The sequence below is a fragment of the Aquitalea denitrificans genome (assembly GCF_009856625.1).
In the GTDB taxonomy this organism is placed as follows: domain Bacteria; phylum Pseudomonadota; class Gammaproteobacteria; order Burkholderiales; family Chromobacteriaceae; genus Aquitalea; species Aquitalea denitrificans.
The window spans coordinates 1,957,219-1,974,274 of sequence record NZ_CP047241.1; the positions used below are offsets into that span (position 1 = coordinate 1,957,219).

Annotated in this window: 18 protein-coding genes and 1 tRNA gene; 10 read left to right on the plus strand and 9 right to left on the minus strand. The window is 60.0% G+C overall.

What is annotated here, in order from left to right:
- Positions 1–11: 11 nt before the first annotated feature.
- A complete protein-coding gene (locus tag GSR16_RS08860) occupies positions 12–929 on the minus strand; it encodes a LysR family transcriptional regulator (protein WP_159876527.1) in 918 nt (305 codons plus the stop codon).
- A 461-nt stretch (positions 930–1,390) separates the two neighbouring features.
- On the opposite strand from GSR16_RS08860, the gene GSR16_RS08865 reads away from it, so the two are divergent.
- Positions 1,391–1,978, plus strand: a complete 588-nt coding sequence (locus tag GSR16_RS08865; protein ID WP_159876529.1) for a hypothetical protein — start codon at positions 1,391–1,393, stop codon at positions 1,976–1,978.
- A 133-nt stretch (positions 1,979–2,111) separates the two neighbouring features.
- A complete protein-coding gene (locus GSR16_RS08870) occupies positions 2,112–2,378 on the plus strand; it encodes a hypothetical protein (protein ID WP_159876532.1) in 267 nt (88 codons plus the stop codon).
- Positions 2,379–2,465: 87 nt separating this feature from the next.
- On the opposite strand, the gene GSR16_RS08875 is transcribed toward GSR16_RS08870, so the two are convergent.
- From GSR16_RS08875 to ilvA, 4 genes are all read right to left on the minus strand, one after another.
- Positions 2,466–2,924 (minus strand): hypothetical protein, encoded by a 459-nt coding sequence (locus tag GSR16_RS08875; protein ID WP_159876533.1) that lies wholly within the window; start codon positions 2,922–2,924, stop codon positions 2,466–2,468.
- A gap of 19 nt (positions 2,925–2,943) precedes the next feature.
- Positions 2,944–3,183: a hypothetical protein gene (locus GSR16_RS08880; RefSeq protein ID WP_159876535.1), complete on the minus strand. Its 240-nt coding sequence runs from the start codon at positions 3,181–3,183 to the stop codon at positions 2,944–2,946.
- A 183-nt stretch (positions 3,184–3,366) separates the two neighbouring features.
- Positions 3,367–4,014, minus strand: a complete 648-nt coding sequence (locus GSR16_RS08885; RefSeq protein WP_159876538.1) for an HAD family hydrolase — start codon at positions 4,012–4,014, stop codon at positions 3,367–3,369.
- A 54-nt stretch (positions 4,015–4,068) separates the two neighbouring features.
- Positions 4,069–5,598, minus strand: coding sequence for a threonine ammonia-lyase, biosynthetic (ilvA, locus tag GSR16_RS08890; RefSeq protein WP_159876540.1), 1,530 nt, complete (start codon positions 5,596–5,598; stop codon positions 4,069–4,071).
- A gap of 223 nt (positions 5,599–5,821) precedes the next feature.
- Here ilvA and GSR16_RS08895 point away from each other — a divergent pair, with 223 nt between their 5' ends.
- The 4 genes from GSR16_RS08895 (at position 5,822) to lipA (ending at position 8,930) form a co-directional block, all read left to right on the plus strand.
- Entirely contained in the window at positions 5,822–6,970 is a 1,149-nt protein-coding gene (locus tag GSR16_RS08895; RefSeq protein ID WP_159876542.1) for a D-alanyl-D-alanine carboxypeptidase family protein, read from the plus strand.
- A 93-nt stretch (positions 6,971–7,063) separates the two neighbouring features.
- Positions 7,064–7,342, plus strand: coding sequence for a YbeD family protein (locus tag GSR16_RS08900; protein WP_059286389.1), 279 nt, complete (start codon positions 7,064–7,066; stop codon positions 7,340–7,342).
- 20 nt (positions 7,343–7,362) lie between these two features.
- Positions 7,363–7,986 (plus strand): lipoyl(octanoyl) transferase LipB, encoded by a 624-nt coding sequence (lipB, locus tag GSR16_RS08905; RefSeq protein WP_159876544.1) that lies wholly within the window; start codon positions 7,363–7,365, stop codon positions 7,984–7,986.
- On the plus strand, positions 7,983–8,930 hold the full coding sequence (gene lipA / locus GSR16_RS08910) for a lipoyl synthase (RefSeq protein WP_159876546.1): 948 nt from the start codon (positions 7,983–7,985) through the stop codon (positions 8,928–8,930). The genes lipB and lipA overlap by 4 nt, the downstream gene beginning before the upstream one ends.
- Positions 8,931–9,099: 169 nt before the next feature.
- Here lipA and GSR16_RS08915 read toward each other — a convergent pair whose 3' ends face one another.
- The 3 genes from GSR16_RS08915 to GSR16_RS08925 all read right to left on the minus strand — a co-directional run bounded on the left by GSR16_RS08915 (position 9,100) and on the right by GSR16_RS08925 (position 10,410).
- Positions 9,100–9,498, minus strand: coding sequence for a hypothetical protein (locus GSR16_RS08915; RefSeq protein WP_159876548.1), 399 nt, complete (start codon positions 9,496–9,498; stop codon positions 9,100–9,102).
- An 80-nt stretch (positions 9,499–9,578) separates the two neighbouring features.
- A tRNA-Tyr gene (locus GSR16_RS08920) sits at positions 9,579–9,664 on the minus strand.
- Positions 9,665–9,741: 77 nt separating this feature from the next.
- Positions 9,742–10,410 (minus strand): glutathione S-transferase, encoded by a 669-nt coding sequence (locus GSR16_RS08925; protein WP_159876550.1) that lies wholly within the window; start codon positions 10,408–10,410, stop codon positions 9,742–9,744.
- A 386-nt stretch (positions 10,411–10,796) separates the two neighbouring features.
- Between GSR16_RS08925 and GSR16_RS08930 the strand changes: the two genes are divergently transcribed.
- A complete protein-coding gene (locus GSR16_RS08930) occupies positions 10,797–11,000 on the plus strand; it encodes a cold-shock protein (protein ID WP_089083430.1) in 204 nt (67 codons plus the stop codon).
- A 137-nt stretch (positions 11,001–11,137) separates the two neighbouring features.
- Positions 11,138–11,725 carry a cysteine hydrolase family protein gene (locus tag GSR16_RS08935; RefSeq protein ID WP_159876552.1) on the plus strand — a complete coding sequence of 196 codons (588 nt, stop codon included), beginning with the start codon at positions 11,138–11,140 and terminating at the stop codon, positions 11,723–11,725.
- Here GSR16_RS08935 and GSR16_RS08940 read toward each other — a convergent pair.
- Positions 11,722–12,279, minus strand: coding sequence for a phospholipase D family nuclease (locus GSR16_RS08940; protein ID WP_159876554.1), 558 nt, complete (start codon positions 12,277–12,279; stop codon positions 11,722–11,724). The genes GSR16_RS08935 and GSR16_RS08940 overlap by 4 nt on opposite strands.
- A gap of 151 nt (positions 12,280–12,430) precedes the next feature.
- Between GSR16_RS08940 and sbcD the strand changes: the two genes are divergently transcribed.
- Positions 12,431–13,648 (plus strand): exonuclease subunit SbcD, encoded by a 1,218-nt coding sequence (sbcD, locus tag GSR16_RS08945; protein ID WP_159876556.1) that lies wholly within the window; start codon positions 12,431–12,433, stop codon positions 13,646–13,648.
- Complete coding sequence (locus tag GSR16_RS08950) at positions 13,645–17,055, plus strand: AAA family ATPase (RefSeq protein ID WP_159876558.1); 3,411 nt, start codon at positions 13,645–13,647, stop codon at positions 17,053–17,055. The genes sbcD and GSR16_RS08950 overlap by 4 nt, the downstream gene beginning before the upstream one ends.
- The last annotated feature ends 1 nt before the right edge of the window (position 17,056 follow it).

Sequence of the window (17,056 nt, forward strand, 5' to 3'; positions counted from 1 at the left end):
TTAGCCTCAGGCTAATGGTGCGCGCTGGCACGGGCCAGCATGCGGGCTTCTGCCACCAGTGCCAGCAGGTTGGGGTCCCGTTCGCGGTAATCGTGAAACAGCAGTTTGATGTGCTGTGTGCTGCGCCAGGCGGGCAGTAGCGGGGTGAAGCGGATGCGCTCGGCCAGCAGGGGGCGAACCCGGCCAGGCAGCAGGCTGTAACCAATCCCGCCAGCTACCAGGTTCATCAGCGAAAAGATGTCGCCCACCCGCATCACCACCCGTGGTTCAAAGCCCGCACGCTGGCATAGCTGGTAAAAATGCAGACTGGTAGCAAAGCCGTCGTGAAGGGTGACAAAGCGTTGTTCGCGCAGGGAAGTCGGATCGAGTGGCGCGGCCCCTGGGGCTGGCAGGCTGGCGGCGCTGGCGATGAACAGTTCGTCCTGGTACAGCGGCAGGCTTTGCGTGCCGGCGGGCTGGGCATCATCCGGCATGGCAATCAGCAGGGCATCTACGGTGTGTTGCTGCAACTGGCTCAGCAATTCCCGGCTGGAACCCAGCTGCAGCTCGATATCCAGCTCCGGACGACGCAGCTTGATACCCATGATCAGGCGTGGAATGGTTTCGCTGGTGAGAGAGTAAATGGCACCTATCCTGAGTTTTCTGGTGGCCACGCCTGCCTGTTCCCGGGTGTGTCGAATGCCTTCCTCCAGCTTGTTCAGCACTTCGCTGGCAGTTTCGGCCAGTGATAGCGTGGCTGGTAGCGGGGTGAGGTTGCGGCCTTGCGGGCGGAACAGCGGGCAGCCTATGGCATTTTCCAGCGAGTGCAGGGCGCGGTGCACACTCACCGTACTGAGCCCGGTACATTCGGCAGTGCGCGCCAGATTGCCCGCGGTAACAAAGGCAGTCAGCACCTTCAGTTTCTTGAGTGTGATTTCATCATTGGTCATGGTGTTTGGCCTGCTTGCTGCGATGAGGGGGGAGCCGAAGCAAGACTGCCAGATGGCGGAAGGGGGTGGCCAGTGCTCACGGTAAGGTGGCAAGGACGGCTGTGCTGCAGTGTGGAGATGGCTGACCGGAGGCAGAATAAAAATTGCCCACCCGGCAAGGGGTGGGCACAAGTTCCATAGGGATGGAGGAGGATTAACGCAGGCAGTATCCCGGTGGGCAAAAACCACGTCCAGTGCGACTTGGGTAGAGTTTGTGCCATATCAATACCGGCATGTCACATCGGCAGCCGCTGGCGGGCTGTGATGGATTTATGCAGTCGATATCAGATAAATGCATACCGATTTGAAGATTGATGATTTTCCTCGGCTCCATGGCAGCGCTACAGTGCAGTCTGGGTCGGCGCTGCCGATGTGTCCTTGTCACTTGCTTGTTGTATTGCCTGCCGCTGGTCAGGTTTGCTATGAATTCATTGCTTGCCCGTTTTTTACAGCAGGTGCATCCGGCCTATTTCATGGAATTTCCGCTGTGGAGCACTGCTGCAGGGGAAATCGAGGGTGAATTCCTCAAGGTGCGGCTGGCCAGCCGTTTTGTGCCGGTGGCGGATGAAACGGGCCAGGCGCTAGGCATGCTGGCGCAGCTGCACGCTATTGCGCCGGGCGGAGAACCGATAGGCGGTGAAGTGCTGACGCGGCTGACCGGGGTGAGTGAAACCCCCGTGGTGCTGGACCGCTTTATCCGTTGCCTGCATCTGCTTAACTTCCTGCAAGGCCCGTATGTGGGAAATGGTTTGTTGCTGCCGGTATCTGCTGCCCTGCTGGTGCGGGTGAGCCAGGATCACGGACGGGTGTTCCGCCAGATTGTCGATCAGCTGCTGCTACCATCTCCACGCATAGGCTTTGTGCTGCCGCTAGCGATGAGTTCTGCGGCAGAAGCCGTGGGCCAGTTGCAGCAAAGCTATGCCCGCTATGGCTTCGAGACCTATCTTGCCCTGCAGGCAGAGGCAGGTGACCGTTGCATGAGGCTCCGCCCGGTACTGCGTTCTGTGTGATTTTCCCGGCATTTCCAGCAGGCCGGCTGGTCTGGATGGGTGTTGAGCCTGCAGTCATGGCTGCATCGGGGTATACTACCCGGCTGCGTTCGCGTCATTTCGACATGACAAGCCATGGTAACGGGAAGTGAAGATGACTGAAGATCAAATCAAATGTTGCTGGTGTGACGAGGTATCCAGCCGGGATCAACTGACAGGGCCGGCGGGCAATCTGTGTCCGCACTGTGAGGAACCGGTACTGCCGTCAACGTTTGGTGAGTTGGAACTGGGCCAGGATTTTGCCTGCAGCCTGGGTGGTTCATGGAAGAAAATTTCTGACAGCAAGGCTGAAATGCACGATGCGGCTCCGTCCGACAAGCCTTGCGAGTTCAAGCCGGCAGAAGTGGTTTACCCCTTCTGATGCCGGCATGGGGCGGCCGATACAGCCTGCCTGATATGCAGCCGCCGCCAGCTTTCTGGTGGCGGTTTTTCTTTGTCCACAGCGTTTTCAGCTGGCGGCGCGCTCCAGTGTGATGGCTGCAATATCCAGATGGTGCATCAGCTCACGCAGAATCAGCAGGCTGCCGACAAAATCCGCTGCATCCGGCAGGCCGGCAGCCGAACCACCTTCCACCGCATTGGCCAGGCGCGAAAACAGGCTTTCCACGCTATGTCGCCCAAGCTGGCTGCCAGGCTGTAATGGCAGGCCGCATTGTGTGGCGATCTGGTAAAGGGCCGGGTCGCTGCCACTGATGGTGTTAAGCGCCAGGGACTGAGGCCAGCAGGTGCTGATGGCATCTTCCACCTGCATGATAGCCATCTCCAGCGCTGCCGGACTGGGGAGACGCTGTGGGCCTGCGGCTAGTACCGATTGCCAGCCGATCGGCATGCTGCTTGGCTGCTGTGCCGGGTGTGCCTGCTCCAGGCTGGTGTGTCCGGCACCGATATGCAGATGAAGATGGCTCATGCTGTGTGGCCTCGCTGTGTCAGTGATTGATGCCGGCGTTGTGCTGGTTTTTCTGCAGCAGCGCAGCCTGCCAGGCCGCATTGTCGCGAGCAATTTCAGCCTGCCGTTCTGCGGGGAGGCGGGCATCGGCTGCCTTGATGGCCGCTTGTTCCGCCTGCCAGGCGCTGATGTCGTTGGCGCTGGGGTAGTTGCTGTGGTGTGCGGCCAGAGCGGCGGTGCTGAAGCTCAGGGTCAGCAGGGCGAGGGCGAGGTGTTTCATGGTCTGCATCCTTGTCGGGTTTGCGCTGTCAGTCAGCGGATGGATGCAGTGTATTGATTACCCTTTGTGTGATAAATATCAGTATGTTCAAGATATTGTTTCTCATTGGTGTTTAATTGCGCGAAAGAAAACCCGCATTGGCCGGAGGCAGCATGCGGGTTGCGGCGTTTGGCTGCTTCTGGCTTACAGGTGCTGCAGCAATTCCAGCGGATGATTGATGCTGATGTCGGCACCCCATTGCTCCGGCTGGTCCTGCGCCGAGATGTACCCCCAGTTGGCCAGTACGGTTTTCATGCCCACCACGCGGCCGGCCTGGATGTCGCGTTCGGCGTCGCCCACATACAGGCAGTGCTCTGGTGCAATGCCGATCTGGCTGGCCGCATGCAGCATGGGTGCCGGGTCCGGCTTGGGTACACCCACGGTATCGCCGCTGACGGTGACCGCCGGTCGGCTGGCAAAGGGCAGGGCAGGCACCAGCCGGTCGGTAAAACGCATAGGCTTGTTGGTGATGATGCCCCAGGTCAGCCCCTTGGCCGTAATGCCTTCCAGCATGTTGTTGATGCCGTCGAACAGCACGGTTTCATCGGCAAAGCTGTGCTCGTAGTGGTCGAGAAAACGCAGCCGGTATTCTTCGAAACGCGGATGCTGGCGATCAATGCCAAAGCCCAGGCTCACCAGCCCGCGTGCGCCATGGCTGGCAATCGGGCGGATGGCGGAATAGGGCTGCGGCGGCAGGCCTTCTTCGGCCAGCAGACGGTTGAGGGCGGCGCCCAGGTCGCGGGCGGTGTCGGCCAGGGTGCCGTCCAGATCGAACAATACGGCTTGAATCATGTGCAATGCCTGTAGCAAGAGTCTGCTGCCGGCTGGGTGCGCCGGCAGGCAGGGTTAGCGGATGGTCTTGCCCAGGAACAGCTTGTAGGCCGGGTTGTCGGTTTCTTCCACATAGGGGTAGGCCAGACCATCCAGGAAACGCTGGAACTCGGCATTATCGCTGGATGGCACCTGAATGCCTACCAGTACGCGGCCGTAGTCGGCACCGTGGTTGCGGTAGTGGAACAGGCTGATGTTCCAGTTGGTCTGCATGCCTTCCAGGAAGCGCATCAGCGCACCCGGACGTTCCGGGAATTCAAAGCGCAGCACGCGCTCGTCCTTCAGCTGCGGGGCATGGCCGCCCACCAGATGGCGGATGTGCAGCTTGGCCAGCTCGTTGTCGGTCAGGTCCAGCCCATCCAGATTGCTGGCCTTGAGTTCGTTGATGATGCGCTCCGAATCCTGCTTGCCGCTGATCTGCACCCCGACAAACACATGGGCGGTGCCGGGGTCGGCAAAGCGGTAGTTGAATTCGGTGATGTTGCGGTTGCCAATCACCGCACAGAACTGTTTGAAGCTGCCCGGTTTTTCCGGAATGGTGACGGCAATGATGGCTTCGCGGCGCTCGCCCAGCTCGGAGCGTTCCGAGACGTGACGCAGGCGGTCGAAGTTCATGTTGGCGCCGCAGTTGATGGCCACCAGCGTCTGGCCGGTACAGCCTTCGCGCTCGATATAGGCCTTGGCAGCTGCCACGGCCAGTGCACCGGCTGGCTCCACGATGGAGCGGGTGTCTTCGAAGATGTCCTTGATGGCGGCGCACATGGCGTCGGAATCCACCAGCATGATTTCGTCCAGCAGCTCGCGGCAGATGCGGAAGGTTTCCTCGCCCACCAGCTTCACTGCCACTCCATCGGCAAACAGGCCCACGTCTTTCAGTTCTACGCGCTCGCCTTTTTCGATGGACTGCTTCATGGCGTCCGAATCCACCGGCTGCACGCCGATGATCTTGATTTCCGGTTTCAGGCGCTTGATGAAGCTGGCCACGCCAGCAGCCAGACCGCCGCCGCCAATGGCGACGAACACGGCATCGATATGGCCGGGGTGCTGGCGCAGGATTTCCATGCCGATGGTGCCCTGGCCGGCAATCACGTCCGGGTCGTCAAACGGCGGGATATAGGTTTTGCCGGTTTCGGCCACCAGTTTCATTGCATGTTTGTAAGCGTCGCTGAACGATTCGCCATGCAAGACCACCTTGCCGCCACGGCTGGTGACGCCGTCAATCTTCACCTGCGGGGTGGTCACCGGCATCACGATGATGGCTTCACAGCCGATTTTCTTGGCCGACAGTGCCACGCCCTGGGCATGGTTGCCGGCGCTGGCGGTAATCACGCCGTTGGCCAGTTGCTCCGGTGTCAGCTTGGCCATCTTGTTATAGGCGCCACGCAGTTTGAACGAGAACACCGGTTGCAGGTCTTCGCGCTTCAGCAAAATGGTGTTGCCGGTACGGCGGCTGAGGTTGTTGGCGGTTTCCAGCGGGGTTTCCACTGCGACGTCATAGACGCGGGAGGTGAGGATGCGCTCCAGATAGTCTTGCTTGTCTTGCATGGTGATGCCGATGTCCTTGTCGTTCTTTCTTATTGAACTGTCAGAGTAGCAGGAACTCCAAGCCGCCGGGAAGCCGTGTTGCCATTTTCATGCTGCATTGCCGCAATCAACCGTCTGCCATCCGCAGATTGCTGCAAAAATCGGCCATTTACGGTCAACGCAGCGGCGTGGACGTGTATAATCAGCGGCTATTGTTTGTACCCCTCACCCGTTGTCGATCCTAATGAAAACCACCATCACCCGAATTCTGCTGGCCGCCAGCCTGGCCATGCCTGTTGCTGCGTCTGCTGCCGCTGCCTTTGTTCCGCCGGTGCCGGAAATTGCCGGCAAGGCGTTTTATCTTGTCGATTTCAACAGTGGCCAGGTGCTGGCCGCACAGGATCCGGATGCCCGCGTCGAGCCGGCCTCGCTGACCAAGCTGATGACGGCCTACCTTACCTTCAAGGCGGTGAAGGAAAAGCGCCTGTCGCTGGATCAGATGCTGACCGTATCCAGCCGTGGCTGGAAAACCGATGGTTCGCGCATGTTCCTGGACCCGAAAGTGCCGGTCAAGGTGGATGACCTGATCAAGGGTATGATCGTGCAGTCCGGCAACGATGCCTGCGTGACGCTGGCCGAAGCGATTGCCGGCAGCGAAGACGTGTTTGCCCAGGTGATGACCCAGCAGGCACAGAAGCTGGGCATGAAGAACACCCAGTTCCGCAATGCCACCGGCCTGCCGCATGCCGATCACTACACCACGGTGCATGATCTGGCGATTCTGTCCGCCGCGCTGATTCGTGACTTCCCGGAGTTCTACCCCACCTACTCCATCAAGTCCTATACCTATAACAAAATTACCCAGCCCAACCGTAACCTGCTGCTGTACCGCGATCCCAATGTGGACGGTATGAAAACTGGTTACACCGATACCGCCGGCTACAATATGATCACCTCCAGCCATCGTGATGGTCGCCGGGTGATTTCGGTGGTTGTGGGTACTGCCAGTCCGGAAGCGCGCGCCAACGAGAGCGCCAAATTGCTCAACTACGGCTTGCAGTTTTTCGATACGCCCAAACTTTACTCGGCAGCCAAACCGGTTTCCGAAGTGCCGGTGTACAAAGGCGCAGCCAAATCCGTGTCAGTGGGCTTTGGTCAGGATGTTTTCGCCACCGTGGCCAAGGGGCAGGCTGCACAGCTGAAGGCTGATCTGTCCACCGTGCAGCCGCTGATCGCACCGATCAAGGCAGGTCAGACGGTGGGCAAGCTGGTGGTAAGCCTGGATGGCAAGCCGCTGCTGGAACGCCCGGTGGTTGCGTTGCAGGCGGTGGAAGAAGGTGGTTTCTTCAGCCGCCTGTGGGATAGCATCAAGCTGATGCTGGGCTGGAAGTAAACCGGCTTTTGATTGACGCCCCGCCAGCCGGGGCCCGGCAATGGCCTGCATCGGGTGATGCGGGCCTTTTGCCTTTGCAGAATCGAGTTGAACATGGCTGAAAACAGCACTGAAAAACAGGAAATCATTGAGTTTCCCTGTCGCTTCCCCCTGAAAGTGATGGGCGAGCGTCACGACGAATTTGTCCTCACCATGACCGAAGTGGTGCGTGTGCACGCGCCGGACCTGGCCGAGCATGATGTCACCCTGCGGGAAAGCTCGGGTGGACGTTTCTACGCGCTGACCATTACCGTGAATGCCACCTCGCGCCAGCAGCTGGATAATATCTACCTGTCGCTCACTGGCCACCCCATGGTCAAGATGGTGCTTTAAACCAACGTGGAGCCAAGCGCGTGCAGCGTCTGATCAAGCATTTGGGCCTGGTGGACTACGAACCCACCTGGCGGGCCATGCAGGCCTTTACCGATACCCGCACGGCCGAAACGCCGGATGAGCTGTGGGTGGTGGAGCACCATCCGGTATACACCCAGGGTCTGGCCGGCAAGCCGGAGCATCTGTTGCGCCTGACCGACATCCCGGTGGTAAAGACCGACCGGGGTGGCCAGGTTACCTATCATGGCCCCGGCCAACTGGTGGTGTATCTGCTGATTGACTTCAAGCGCATGCACATTGGCGTGCGCGAACTGGTGCGTCGCATCGAGCAGGCGGTTATCGACATGCTGGCCGGGCAGGGCATTACCGCCAATGGCGACGTAAACGCGCCGGGCGTGTATGTGGACGGCGCCAAGATCGCCTCGCTGGGCTTGCGCATCAAGAATGGCGCGGTGTATCACGGCCTGTCGCTGAATGTGGACATGGACCTGACGCCGTTTGGCTGGATCAATCCCTGTGGTTATGAAGGCCTCAGAGTGACGCAAATGAAGGATTTGGGGGTGGATAAAACCCTGGCGCAAGTAGCCGATCTGCTACTGCCCCAGCTGGAAAAACACCTGACCGTGGTGAAGGAGACAGCATGAAGTTGGATAACGAGGCAGGGGTCAAGCATAAAGGCGCCGCCAAAACCGCACGCATTCCCATCAAGATCGTGCCGCTGGATGAAAAACTGAAAAAGCCGGAATGGATTCGCGCCAAGCTGCCCACCGGCCAGCGTTTTCATGAAATCAAGCAGATTCTGCGCGACCAGAAACTGCATACCGTGTGCGAAGAAGCCACCTGCCCGAATATCGGCGAGTGTTTCAGCAAGGGCACGGCCACCTTCATGATCATGGGTGATATCTGCACCCGTCGCTGCCCCTTCTGTGACGTGGGTCATGGCCGTCCCAATCCGCTGGACGAAAATGAGCCCAAGCACCTGGCCGAGAGCGTGGCCGCCATGCGCCTGAAGTATGTGGTGGTGACTTCGGTAGACCGTGACGACCTGCGCGATGGCGGTGCCCAGCACTTTGCCGACTGCATCAGCGCGGTGCGCGCGGCTTCGCCGAATACCCAGATCGAAACCCTGGTGCCGGACTTCCGTGGCCGGCTGGATCTGGCAGTGGATATTCTCACCACCACGCCGCCGGATGTGATGAACCACAATCTGGAAACCGTGCCGCGCCTGTACAAGCAGGCCCGCCCGGGTGCCGATTACGCCCACTCCTTGCAGTTGCTGAAAGACTACAAGGCCAAAAACCCCGAAGTACGGACCAAGTCCGGCCTGATGGTGGGGCTGGGTGAAACCGACGAAGAAATCCTCGAAGTGATGCGTGATCTGCGCGCCCATAATGTGGACATGCTGACCATCGGCCAGTACCTGCAACCGTCAGACGGACACTTGCCGGTATTGCGTTACGTGCACCCGGACATCTTCAAGATGTTCGAGGAAAAAGCCTATGAAATGGGCTTTGCCCACGCGGCAGTCGGTGCCATGGTGCGCTCCAGCTACCATGCCGATGTACAGGCGCACGAGGCTGGCGTGTAATCAGCAGCAATGCCCGCGTTCTTGCTGATGCGGCTGGTGTAATCAGGGCTGCGTGCCTGTCGATATATCCTGTCGGCAGGCGCGCAGCCTTTTTGTATTGCTCTGCCCTCCGGCAGGCAGGGCGGGGTCATCCGCTGCAGGCTGCAAGAAGGCGCAGCAGGTTTTAGGCTTACTGGCCTGATTTTAGCTGCTGATAGTCGGCCAGCACGCTGTCGATCAGTGGCAAGGCTTCCTGCAGGGCGCTGCTGTCGGGCAGGCCGTCGAATGTCAGTCCGCTGTCCAGTTGCTGCAGGCAGCGCCGTGCCGCGGTACAAACTTCCACTGCGGCATTGAAGTCGGCAGCACCCAGTACCTTGCCATTGCGGATCTTGCGATAGTGGATGCCGGCCATGATGGCGTATTTGCCTGCCAGTTCTTCTTCGTTAAAGCGTTCGGCGCGTTGCATGCCAAACAGCAGGTCCATGATGCGGCGGCAAGCGTCTTCCGTGCGTTGAAAACGTTTTTGCTCGGCCAGACGCGCCGGCTGGGCTGTCTTGGGCTTGCTTGCTTTGCTGTTTTTGCTGGCCATGGACGTGTCTCCTGCTGAGTGGCACCGCTGCTGGCGGCATGAAAAAGGCCCGAACGCGATGTCGGGCCTTTTCGGAATGCTGGTGGAGGGAGAAGGATTCGAACCTTCGAAGGCTGAGCCGCCGGATTTACAGTCCGGACCCGTTGACCGCTGGGGTAACCCCTCCAGAAGAGAGCGGCATGATAGCGAGGCTGTTTTTTCTCGTCAAGAGCCTGCTCGGAATTTTCTGCCCGCACTGCCTGATCAGGCATAAGCGTAGGGCCCACCTTGCTGCAAGGCGGCCTGATAGGCTGGTCGGGCATGGATGGTTTGCAGGAAGGCGCGGATATGCGGCTGGCTGGCTGTTACCAGCCCGACAGCATTTGCCGCCTCCAGCGGAAAGCTCATCTGGATGTCGGCTGCGCTGAATGCATCGCCGGCAAACCAGCCAGTCAAGGACAGTTGTGCTTCGATATGATCAAGGTGCATCTGTAGTTGTGGTTGCAGATAGCTTTTGCGTACGCCATTGGCAATCAGGCGCGCCAGTGGGCGTAGCAGGGCGGGCATGGGGGGAGTGTCCAGACGCGAAAACACCAGGCTCATTACCAGCGGCGGCATGGCCGAGCCTTCGGCGTAGTGCAGCCAGTAGCGGTAGTCCAGCAGAGCCTTGCTGTCGGCTGCCGGTTTCAGCCAGTGAGCCCCGGGTTTGTCAGTAAGGTATTCGATGATGGCTCCGGATTCCGCCACTACGACATCGCCATCGCTTATGACCGGCGATTTGCCCAGCGGATGAATGGCTTTCAGTGCGGCAGGTGCCAGCATGGTTTTGCTGTCGCGCTGGTATCGGGTAATTTCGTATGGCAGTTGCAGTTCTTCCAGCAGCCAGATGATGCGTTGCGAGCGTGAGTTGTTCAGATGATGCAGGGTAATCATGGCTGCTCCGCAGCGGTGGAAGATGTTGCGATGATAGAGAGCAGCTGCCCAAAACAGAAGGGTTTTGTATTGCCGGGCGCGGTCTTTGGTTGCTGGTGAGGCAAGCAGCCGGGTGAGTGTGGCATGAGGTCGGCATTTGTTTTTTTGAGTGGCTGATGCATGCCTTTGCCATTACCGGAATTTATTTTGGGGATTTGGCAGATAATGTTTGACCAATGGCCGGCAGATGCGTATAACGGTCGGGCAGGATTTCAAGAGTTGTGCCTATTTCGTTACAGTGGTGTCCCTCCCAACAGAGTGCCTAATTGTTCAAATATCTATCCCTTGAATGTCTTGTTTGTGAGCATTTGCTCTGTTTTTAATTTGTTTTATGTCAGGGATATATCATGGAAACCGGCACCGTAAAATTCTTCAATGACGCCAAAGGCTTTGGCTTTATCACTCCGGACGCAGGCGGCGACGACCTGTTCGTACACTTCTCCGAAATCAAAGTAGACGGCTTCAAGTCGCTGCAAGACGGTCAGAAGGTAAGCTACGTTAAGGCTGCTGGCCAAAAAGGCCCGGCTGCTACCAACGTTCAGCCGCTGTAAGCAATAGATACTGACTGGTTTGCCTGCCACATGGCAGGAACTGGTTCTGTACAAGAAACCCACCCGACTTTTGTCCGGTGGGTTTTTTCATGGCCAGTGCTGTTATGCTGTTGTATTGACTTGACGAAAGTGCCTGCATGCCTGCGAATCCAATTACCCTGCCCGAAAATGCCTTATTGCTGCTGGTGGATTTGCAGTGCGCAGTTGATGATCCCTGTTGGGGCGAGCGCAACAACCCGCAGGCCGAACAGCTAGCGGCAAGACTGCTGGCCTTGTGGCGCAGCCAGCAACGGCCGATCTGCCACATCAGGCATGATTCGCAGGAAGCCGGGTCGACTTATCGTCCAGGCCAGCCCGGTCATGCCTTCAAGCCACAAGTGCTGCCGAAGCCTGACGAGTGGGTGTTGCCGAAACAGACCAATTCTGCCTTTATCGGTACGGACCTTCATGCGCAGCTGCAGGCTGCCGGCTGTCGTACCCTGGTGGTGGCGGGCGTGGCCACCAGCAATTCGGTGGAAGCCACGGTACGCATGGCCGGGAATCTGGGCTATGTGGTGTATCTGGTGGAAGATGGCTGCTTTACCTTTGCCCGGCGTGACTGGGCAGGGCGCTGGCGTAGCGCCGACGAGGTGCATGCCATGTCGCTGGCCAATATGGATGGTGAATATTGTCGGGTTTGTCTCGCGGCGGAAATCATCAGCGCCTGCCAGCAGGATGCTGGCTAGTTTGCCGTGCCGCCACTGCTTTCCAGTGGGTCCGCTTCCTGCCACAGCTGTTGCCATTGCGCTTCATAGCGTGCGGCAAGCTCTGGTGCATTCCAGATGATCAGCACGTTTTCTGCATTCTTTGACGCCGCCGCCGCGGTGTAATTGAAACTACCGGTCTGCACATGCAACTGGTCGATAATCATGAATTTGTCATGAAGAATCGCATATTTTCCGTTCAGTCTTACCGGCAAGTGCTGCTTGGCCAGAAAGCGCGTGGCACTGTAGCCAGTCGAGTTTTCCTTGCTGTCGGCTACCAGCGCAACTTCAACACCGCGCTGGCGGGCATCCAGCAAGGCGAGGGCCACCGGCTTGCTGGTGAAGACATAAGCGGCCACGTGGATGGAGCGGCGCGCATTGCGGATGCCTTTCAATACCAGCTCCAGTGCGGTCGGGTCGGGCGAAAAGGCGGCCTCGCTGCGCATGGTGCTGGCGAGGGTGTTATTGGAGGCCGCGCTTGCCAGCGTGCTCACCAGCAGCAGGCATGGCAGGAATAAGCGTAATGGTGTGGTCATGGCCTTCATTCTGGCAGAGTGGTGCTTGCGGCGCGCTGCGGCGCTTGGGCAGGTATGCTGGGTTGACATGCCGTCTGTGCCGACGTGAGAGGCAGGCAGGAAGGCTCCGCTCTTGCTAGAATGCGCGCTGATTTCCGGCTAAAGCGATGGCATGCGCATACTTCACACATCAGACTGGCATCTGGGCCAGCATTTCATGGGGCGTAGCCGTCAGGCCGAGCATCAGGCCCTGATTGACTGGCTATTGCAGCAAGTGGCTGCGCTGGACATCAATGCCGTGCTATTGGCCGGGGATATCTTTGATACCGGCGCACCGCCCAGCTATGCGCGCGAACTCTACAACCAGCTGGTGGTGCGTCTGCACGAGGCCCGTTGCCAGCTGGTGCTGCTGGGGGGCAATCACGACTCGGTTGCCACGCTGGAAGAAAGCCGTCCCTTGCTGTCCTATCTTGGTTGCACCGTCATTCCCGCCGTGCAGGAAGATCTGACGCGCCAGTTGTTGACGCTGCGCGATGGTGAAGGCAAACCGGCGGCGCTGCTGTGTGCCGTACCCTTTGTCCGGGCTAGGGATGTGATGCAAAGCCAGGCCGGGCAGAGTGCTGAAGAAAAACAGCTTGGCTTGCAGCAGGCAATTACCAGGCACTACCAGGATCTGTATCAGCTGGCCGTGGCACAGCGTACGGCACTGGGAGAAGCGCTGCCCATTCTGGCGACCGGGCATCTCACTACCGTGGGTGCCAGCAGTAGCGAATCCGTGCGCGAAATTTATGTTGGCGCACTGGATGCCTTTCCCAGCAACGCCTTTCCACCATTTGACTACATTGCGCTGGGCCATATCCACCGCCCACAACAGGTGGGTGGCCAGTCACATATCCGCTACTGCGGCTCGCCGCTGGCCCTGAGTTTTGATGAGCTGGGCCAGAGCAAGCAAATGCTGCTGCTGGAAACCGCCGGCAGCGCTCCGCTCAGCATTACGCCGCTGACCGTACCTTGTTTTCAGCCCTTGTGCAGCCTGCGCGGCACTCTGGCTGAATTGCAGCGCAGCATCCCGGTGGCTCTTGCTGGCATCGCAGACGGACAGTTGCTGTGGCTGGAAGTGATTGTGGAGGGGGATGATTACCTGTCCGATCTGCAAGCCCGCATCCAGCAGCTGCTGGAAGGACAGCCGGCCGAACTGCTGCGTCTACGCCGCGCCCGCAGCCAGCAGGCGGCTTCTTTAGCAGCCGAACGCAGCACGCTGGACGAACTGACGGCGGAAGAGGTCTTCGAGCGCCGACTGGAACTGGAGCAGATTGATGATACTCAGGCAGCAGACCTGCGCCAGCGCTACCGTCAGATACTGCAGGTGTTGCAGGAGGACCAGGCATGAAAATCCGCACCCTGCGACTGAAAAACCTCAACTCCCTGCAAGGTGAGTGGAAAATTGATTTCACCCTGCCACCGTTCTGCGACAACGGCCTGTTTGCCATTACCGGCCCCACCGGTGCCGGCAAGTCGACCCTGCTGGATGCCATCTGCCTGGCGCTTTATCACGAAACGCCACGGCTGAAGACCATATCGACCAGCAGCAACGACATCATGACCCGCCACACTGCCGACTGTCTGGCCGAGGTGGAATTCGAGGTGAAGGGCAAGGTTTACCGGGCGTTCTGGAGCCAGCGCCGCGCTCGTGACAAGGCCGATGGTGCCTTGCAGCCGGCGCGGGTGGAGCTGGCCGACGGCGATGGCACCATCCTCACCACTCATAGCAATGACAAACTCAAGCGCATTGCCGCCATTACCGGGCTGGATTTTGCCCGTTTCACCAAATCCATGCTGCTGGCCCAGGGCGGTTTTGCCGCTTTTCTTAATGCCAGTCCCAATGAGCGCGCCGAACTGCTGGAAGAGCTGACCGGCACCGAACTATATGGCCAGATATCCCAGCGCGTATTCGAACAGGCCCGTGACAGCCGCCAGGCATTGCAGCAATTGCAGGCACGGGCAGGTGGAGTGGAGCTGCTGGATGCAGCCGAGCGCGGCGTCATGCAGCAGCAACTGGATGCGACAGGCCAGCAACAACAGGTGCTGGCGGCACAGCTACAGGATGTAAACCGGGCAGTGCAACTACAGCAGCAGCTGGCACAGGCACAGCAACAAGAGCAGCAGGCCAGCCAGCGGCTGGAGCAGGCAAAGGCGGCACTGCAGCAGGCGGCACCCCAAATGCAGCAACTGGCTACCAGCGAAGCTGCCAGCCGTCTGCAGCCCTTGTACCGGCAATGGCAGGCCATGCGGCAACGCCTGGTGGAAGGAGAGGCCGCATTGCAGCAGTTGCAGCGGCAGCGGCAGGACAGCGAACAGCAGTGGCAGCAACTAAACTGGCGGGGCCTCAGCCTGGCGCAGCAGCAGGCAGATGATACCGAGCAGCAATTGGCTCAAGGCCAGGCGCAGTGGCAGCAATGGCAGTTACAGCAGCAGGCAGCTCCAGCGCTGGCCAGGCTGGGCGAGCAACTCCCGCTCTGGCGCAGCCAGTTTGCCCAACATGCGCGGGCACAACAGGAAATTGCCTGTGCCGTTCAGCAACGCGGCCAACTGAGTCAAGCGCTGTTGGCCCGGCAGCAGGGCATGATTCAGCAACAGGCACTGTGCCGGCAGGCAGAGGCCGACTGGCAACGGGCAGCACAGGCCGAGCAGGCCGCTGCCCCCGGCCTGCCGTTGGATGTGGCTAGCTTGCGCCAGCAATGGCAGGCCGCACAGCAGTACCAGCAATACTGGCAAACCGCCACGCAACTGGCCGGTCAGCTGCGGCAGTCATCACAGGCGCAGCAAGCGCTGGCACATGCCATGGCCGGGCGGCAGGCGCTGCTGCCGGAGTATGAACAGACCCTGAGTGTTTTGCGGGCGCAGTACCGGCAATTGCAGGAACAACTGGTCGACAAGCAGCGGCTACTGGAGCTGGAGTTGCGTATTCACGGGCTGGAAGCGCAACGTGCCCTGCTGCAGCCTGGCCAGCCCTGTCCGCTGTGCGGTGCCAGCGAGCACCCGCTGGTGCAGCAATACCACGCCACGGACAGCTCGGCTGCCCGACAGGCAGTGCAAGACATGCAAGCCAGGCTGGACGCCGTGCAGGCCCAGGGACAGGATGCCAGGCTGCAGCTGGCCGCCCTGCAGCAGCAACTGGAAGGGCTGCAAGAGCAGTGGCAGGCACAGGACGACAGTCAGCAGCAATTACAGCAACAGTGGCAGGCAATGGAGCCGGTACTGGGTGTGACCGCCACCGCCTGGCAGGATGCCACGGTATTGCATGCCGGTGCGCAGCAGGCCGCACAGCGGCAGGCGCTGGCAGAACAGCAATGGCAACAGGCTGAGGCTGCTGCGCAGCGCTGGCAACAGGCGCAGCAACTCAGCCAGCAACTGCAGCAGTGCTGGCAGGCTGCACAGGCCGAGCTGGCCTTGCAGCAGCAGGCGCTGGACAACCTGCAACAGCAAGGCAGCCAGGCAGATGCCGAGCTGGCCGCACAGCAAGAGCAGGCCACCAATCAGTGGCAGCAGCTGGAGCAGGCGCTATCCGTAGCCGGCCATGCCATGCCGGAGGATGCTGCCGGCTGGCTGGCGGCACGCGAGCAGCAATGGCAAGACTGGCAGCAGCAACAACAGGCCATGCAGCAGCTGGAGCAAGTGCTGGCACGACAGGAGCTGCAGCTGACGCACGCCCGCGGCCAGCTACAACAGTGGCAGCAATGGTGGGGGCAACTGGCCCTGCCGGATCTGCCCGCGTTGCCGCCGGCAGTGGATGCCGCACGGGAACTGGAAAGCTGCCAGCAACAGCGCGCAGACCTGGCGGCTACGCTGGCACAGCTGCAAGGGCAGCAACAGCAGCGGCAGCAGGATCAGACCGAGCAACAAGCGCTATTGCACAGTACAGACTCCCAGTGGCAACAGGCGCTGGCCAGCAGTCCTTTTGCCGATGAGACGGTTTTTGTTGCGGCCTGTTTGCCGGATGCGCAACGCGAGGCCTTGCAGTCCATGCGGCAGCAGCTGGAGAGGGCGGCACAGCAGGCCGAGGCATTGTTGCAGTCCGCCAGCAGGCAGCGCCAGGCGCTGGAAACCGCAAACCACAGCCCGCAGCCGCTGGGGGAGTTGCTGCAGCAGCAGGCAGAGCTGGATGCCCGACGGCAGCAGTTGAGCGCCCAGTGCGGGGCGCTGCAGGCCTTGCTGGCCAGTGATGATGAACGTCGCGCCAGCTTGCAGGGCCTGCTGGCGCAAATCCTGCGACAGCAGGAGGAGTGTGAATCCTGGCAGCGGCTGGACGGTTTGATCGGCTCGGCCAAGGGTGACAAGTTCCGCCGCTTTGCCCAGGGCCTGACGCTGGATCATCTGGTGTATCTGGCCAACCGCCAGTTGGCGCGCCTGCAGGGACGCTACCAGTTGCGGCGCAAGCTGGAGGGCGAGCTGGAGCTGGAAATTGTCGACAGCTGGCAGGCCGATGTCTGCCGCGACACGCGCACGCTGTCGGGCGGGGAAAGCTTTCTGGTCAGTCTGGCACTGGCACTGGCGCTGTCTGATCTGGTCAGCCACAAAACCTCCATCGACTCGCTGTTCCTGGACGAAGGCTTTGGCACCCTGGATGCGGAAACATTGGAAGTTGCGCTGGATGCGCTGGACAGCCTCAATGCCAGCGGCAAGATGATAGGCGTGATCAGCCACGTGGAAGGCATGAAAGAACGCATTGCGGTGCAGATACGGGTGCTGCGCGCCGGTGGCGTGGGCCTGTCGGCACTGGTGGTCAGTGGCGGCTGAA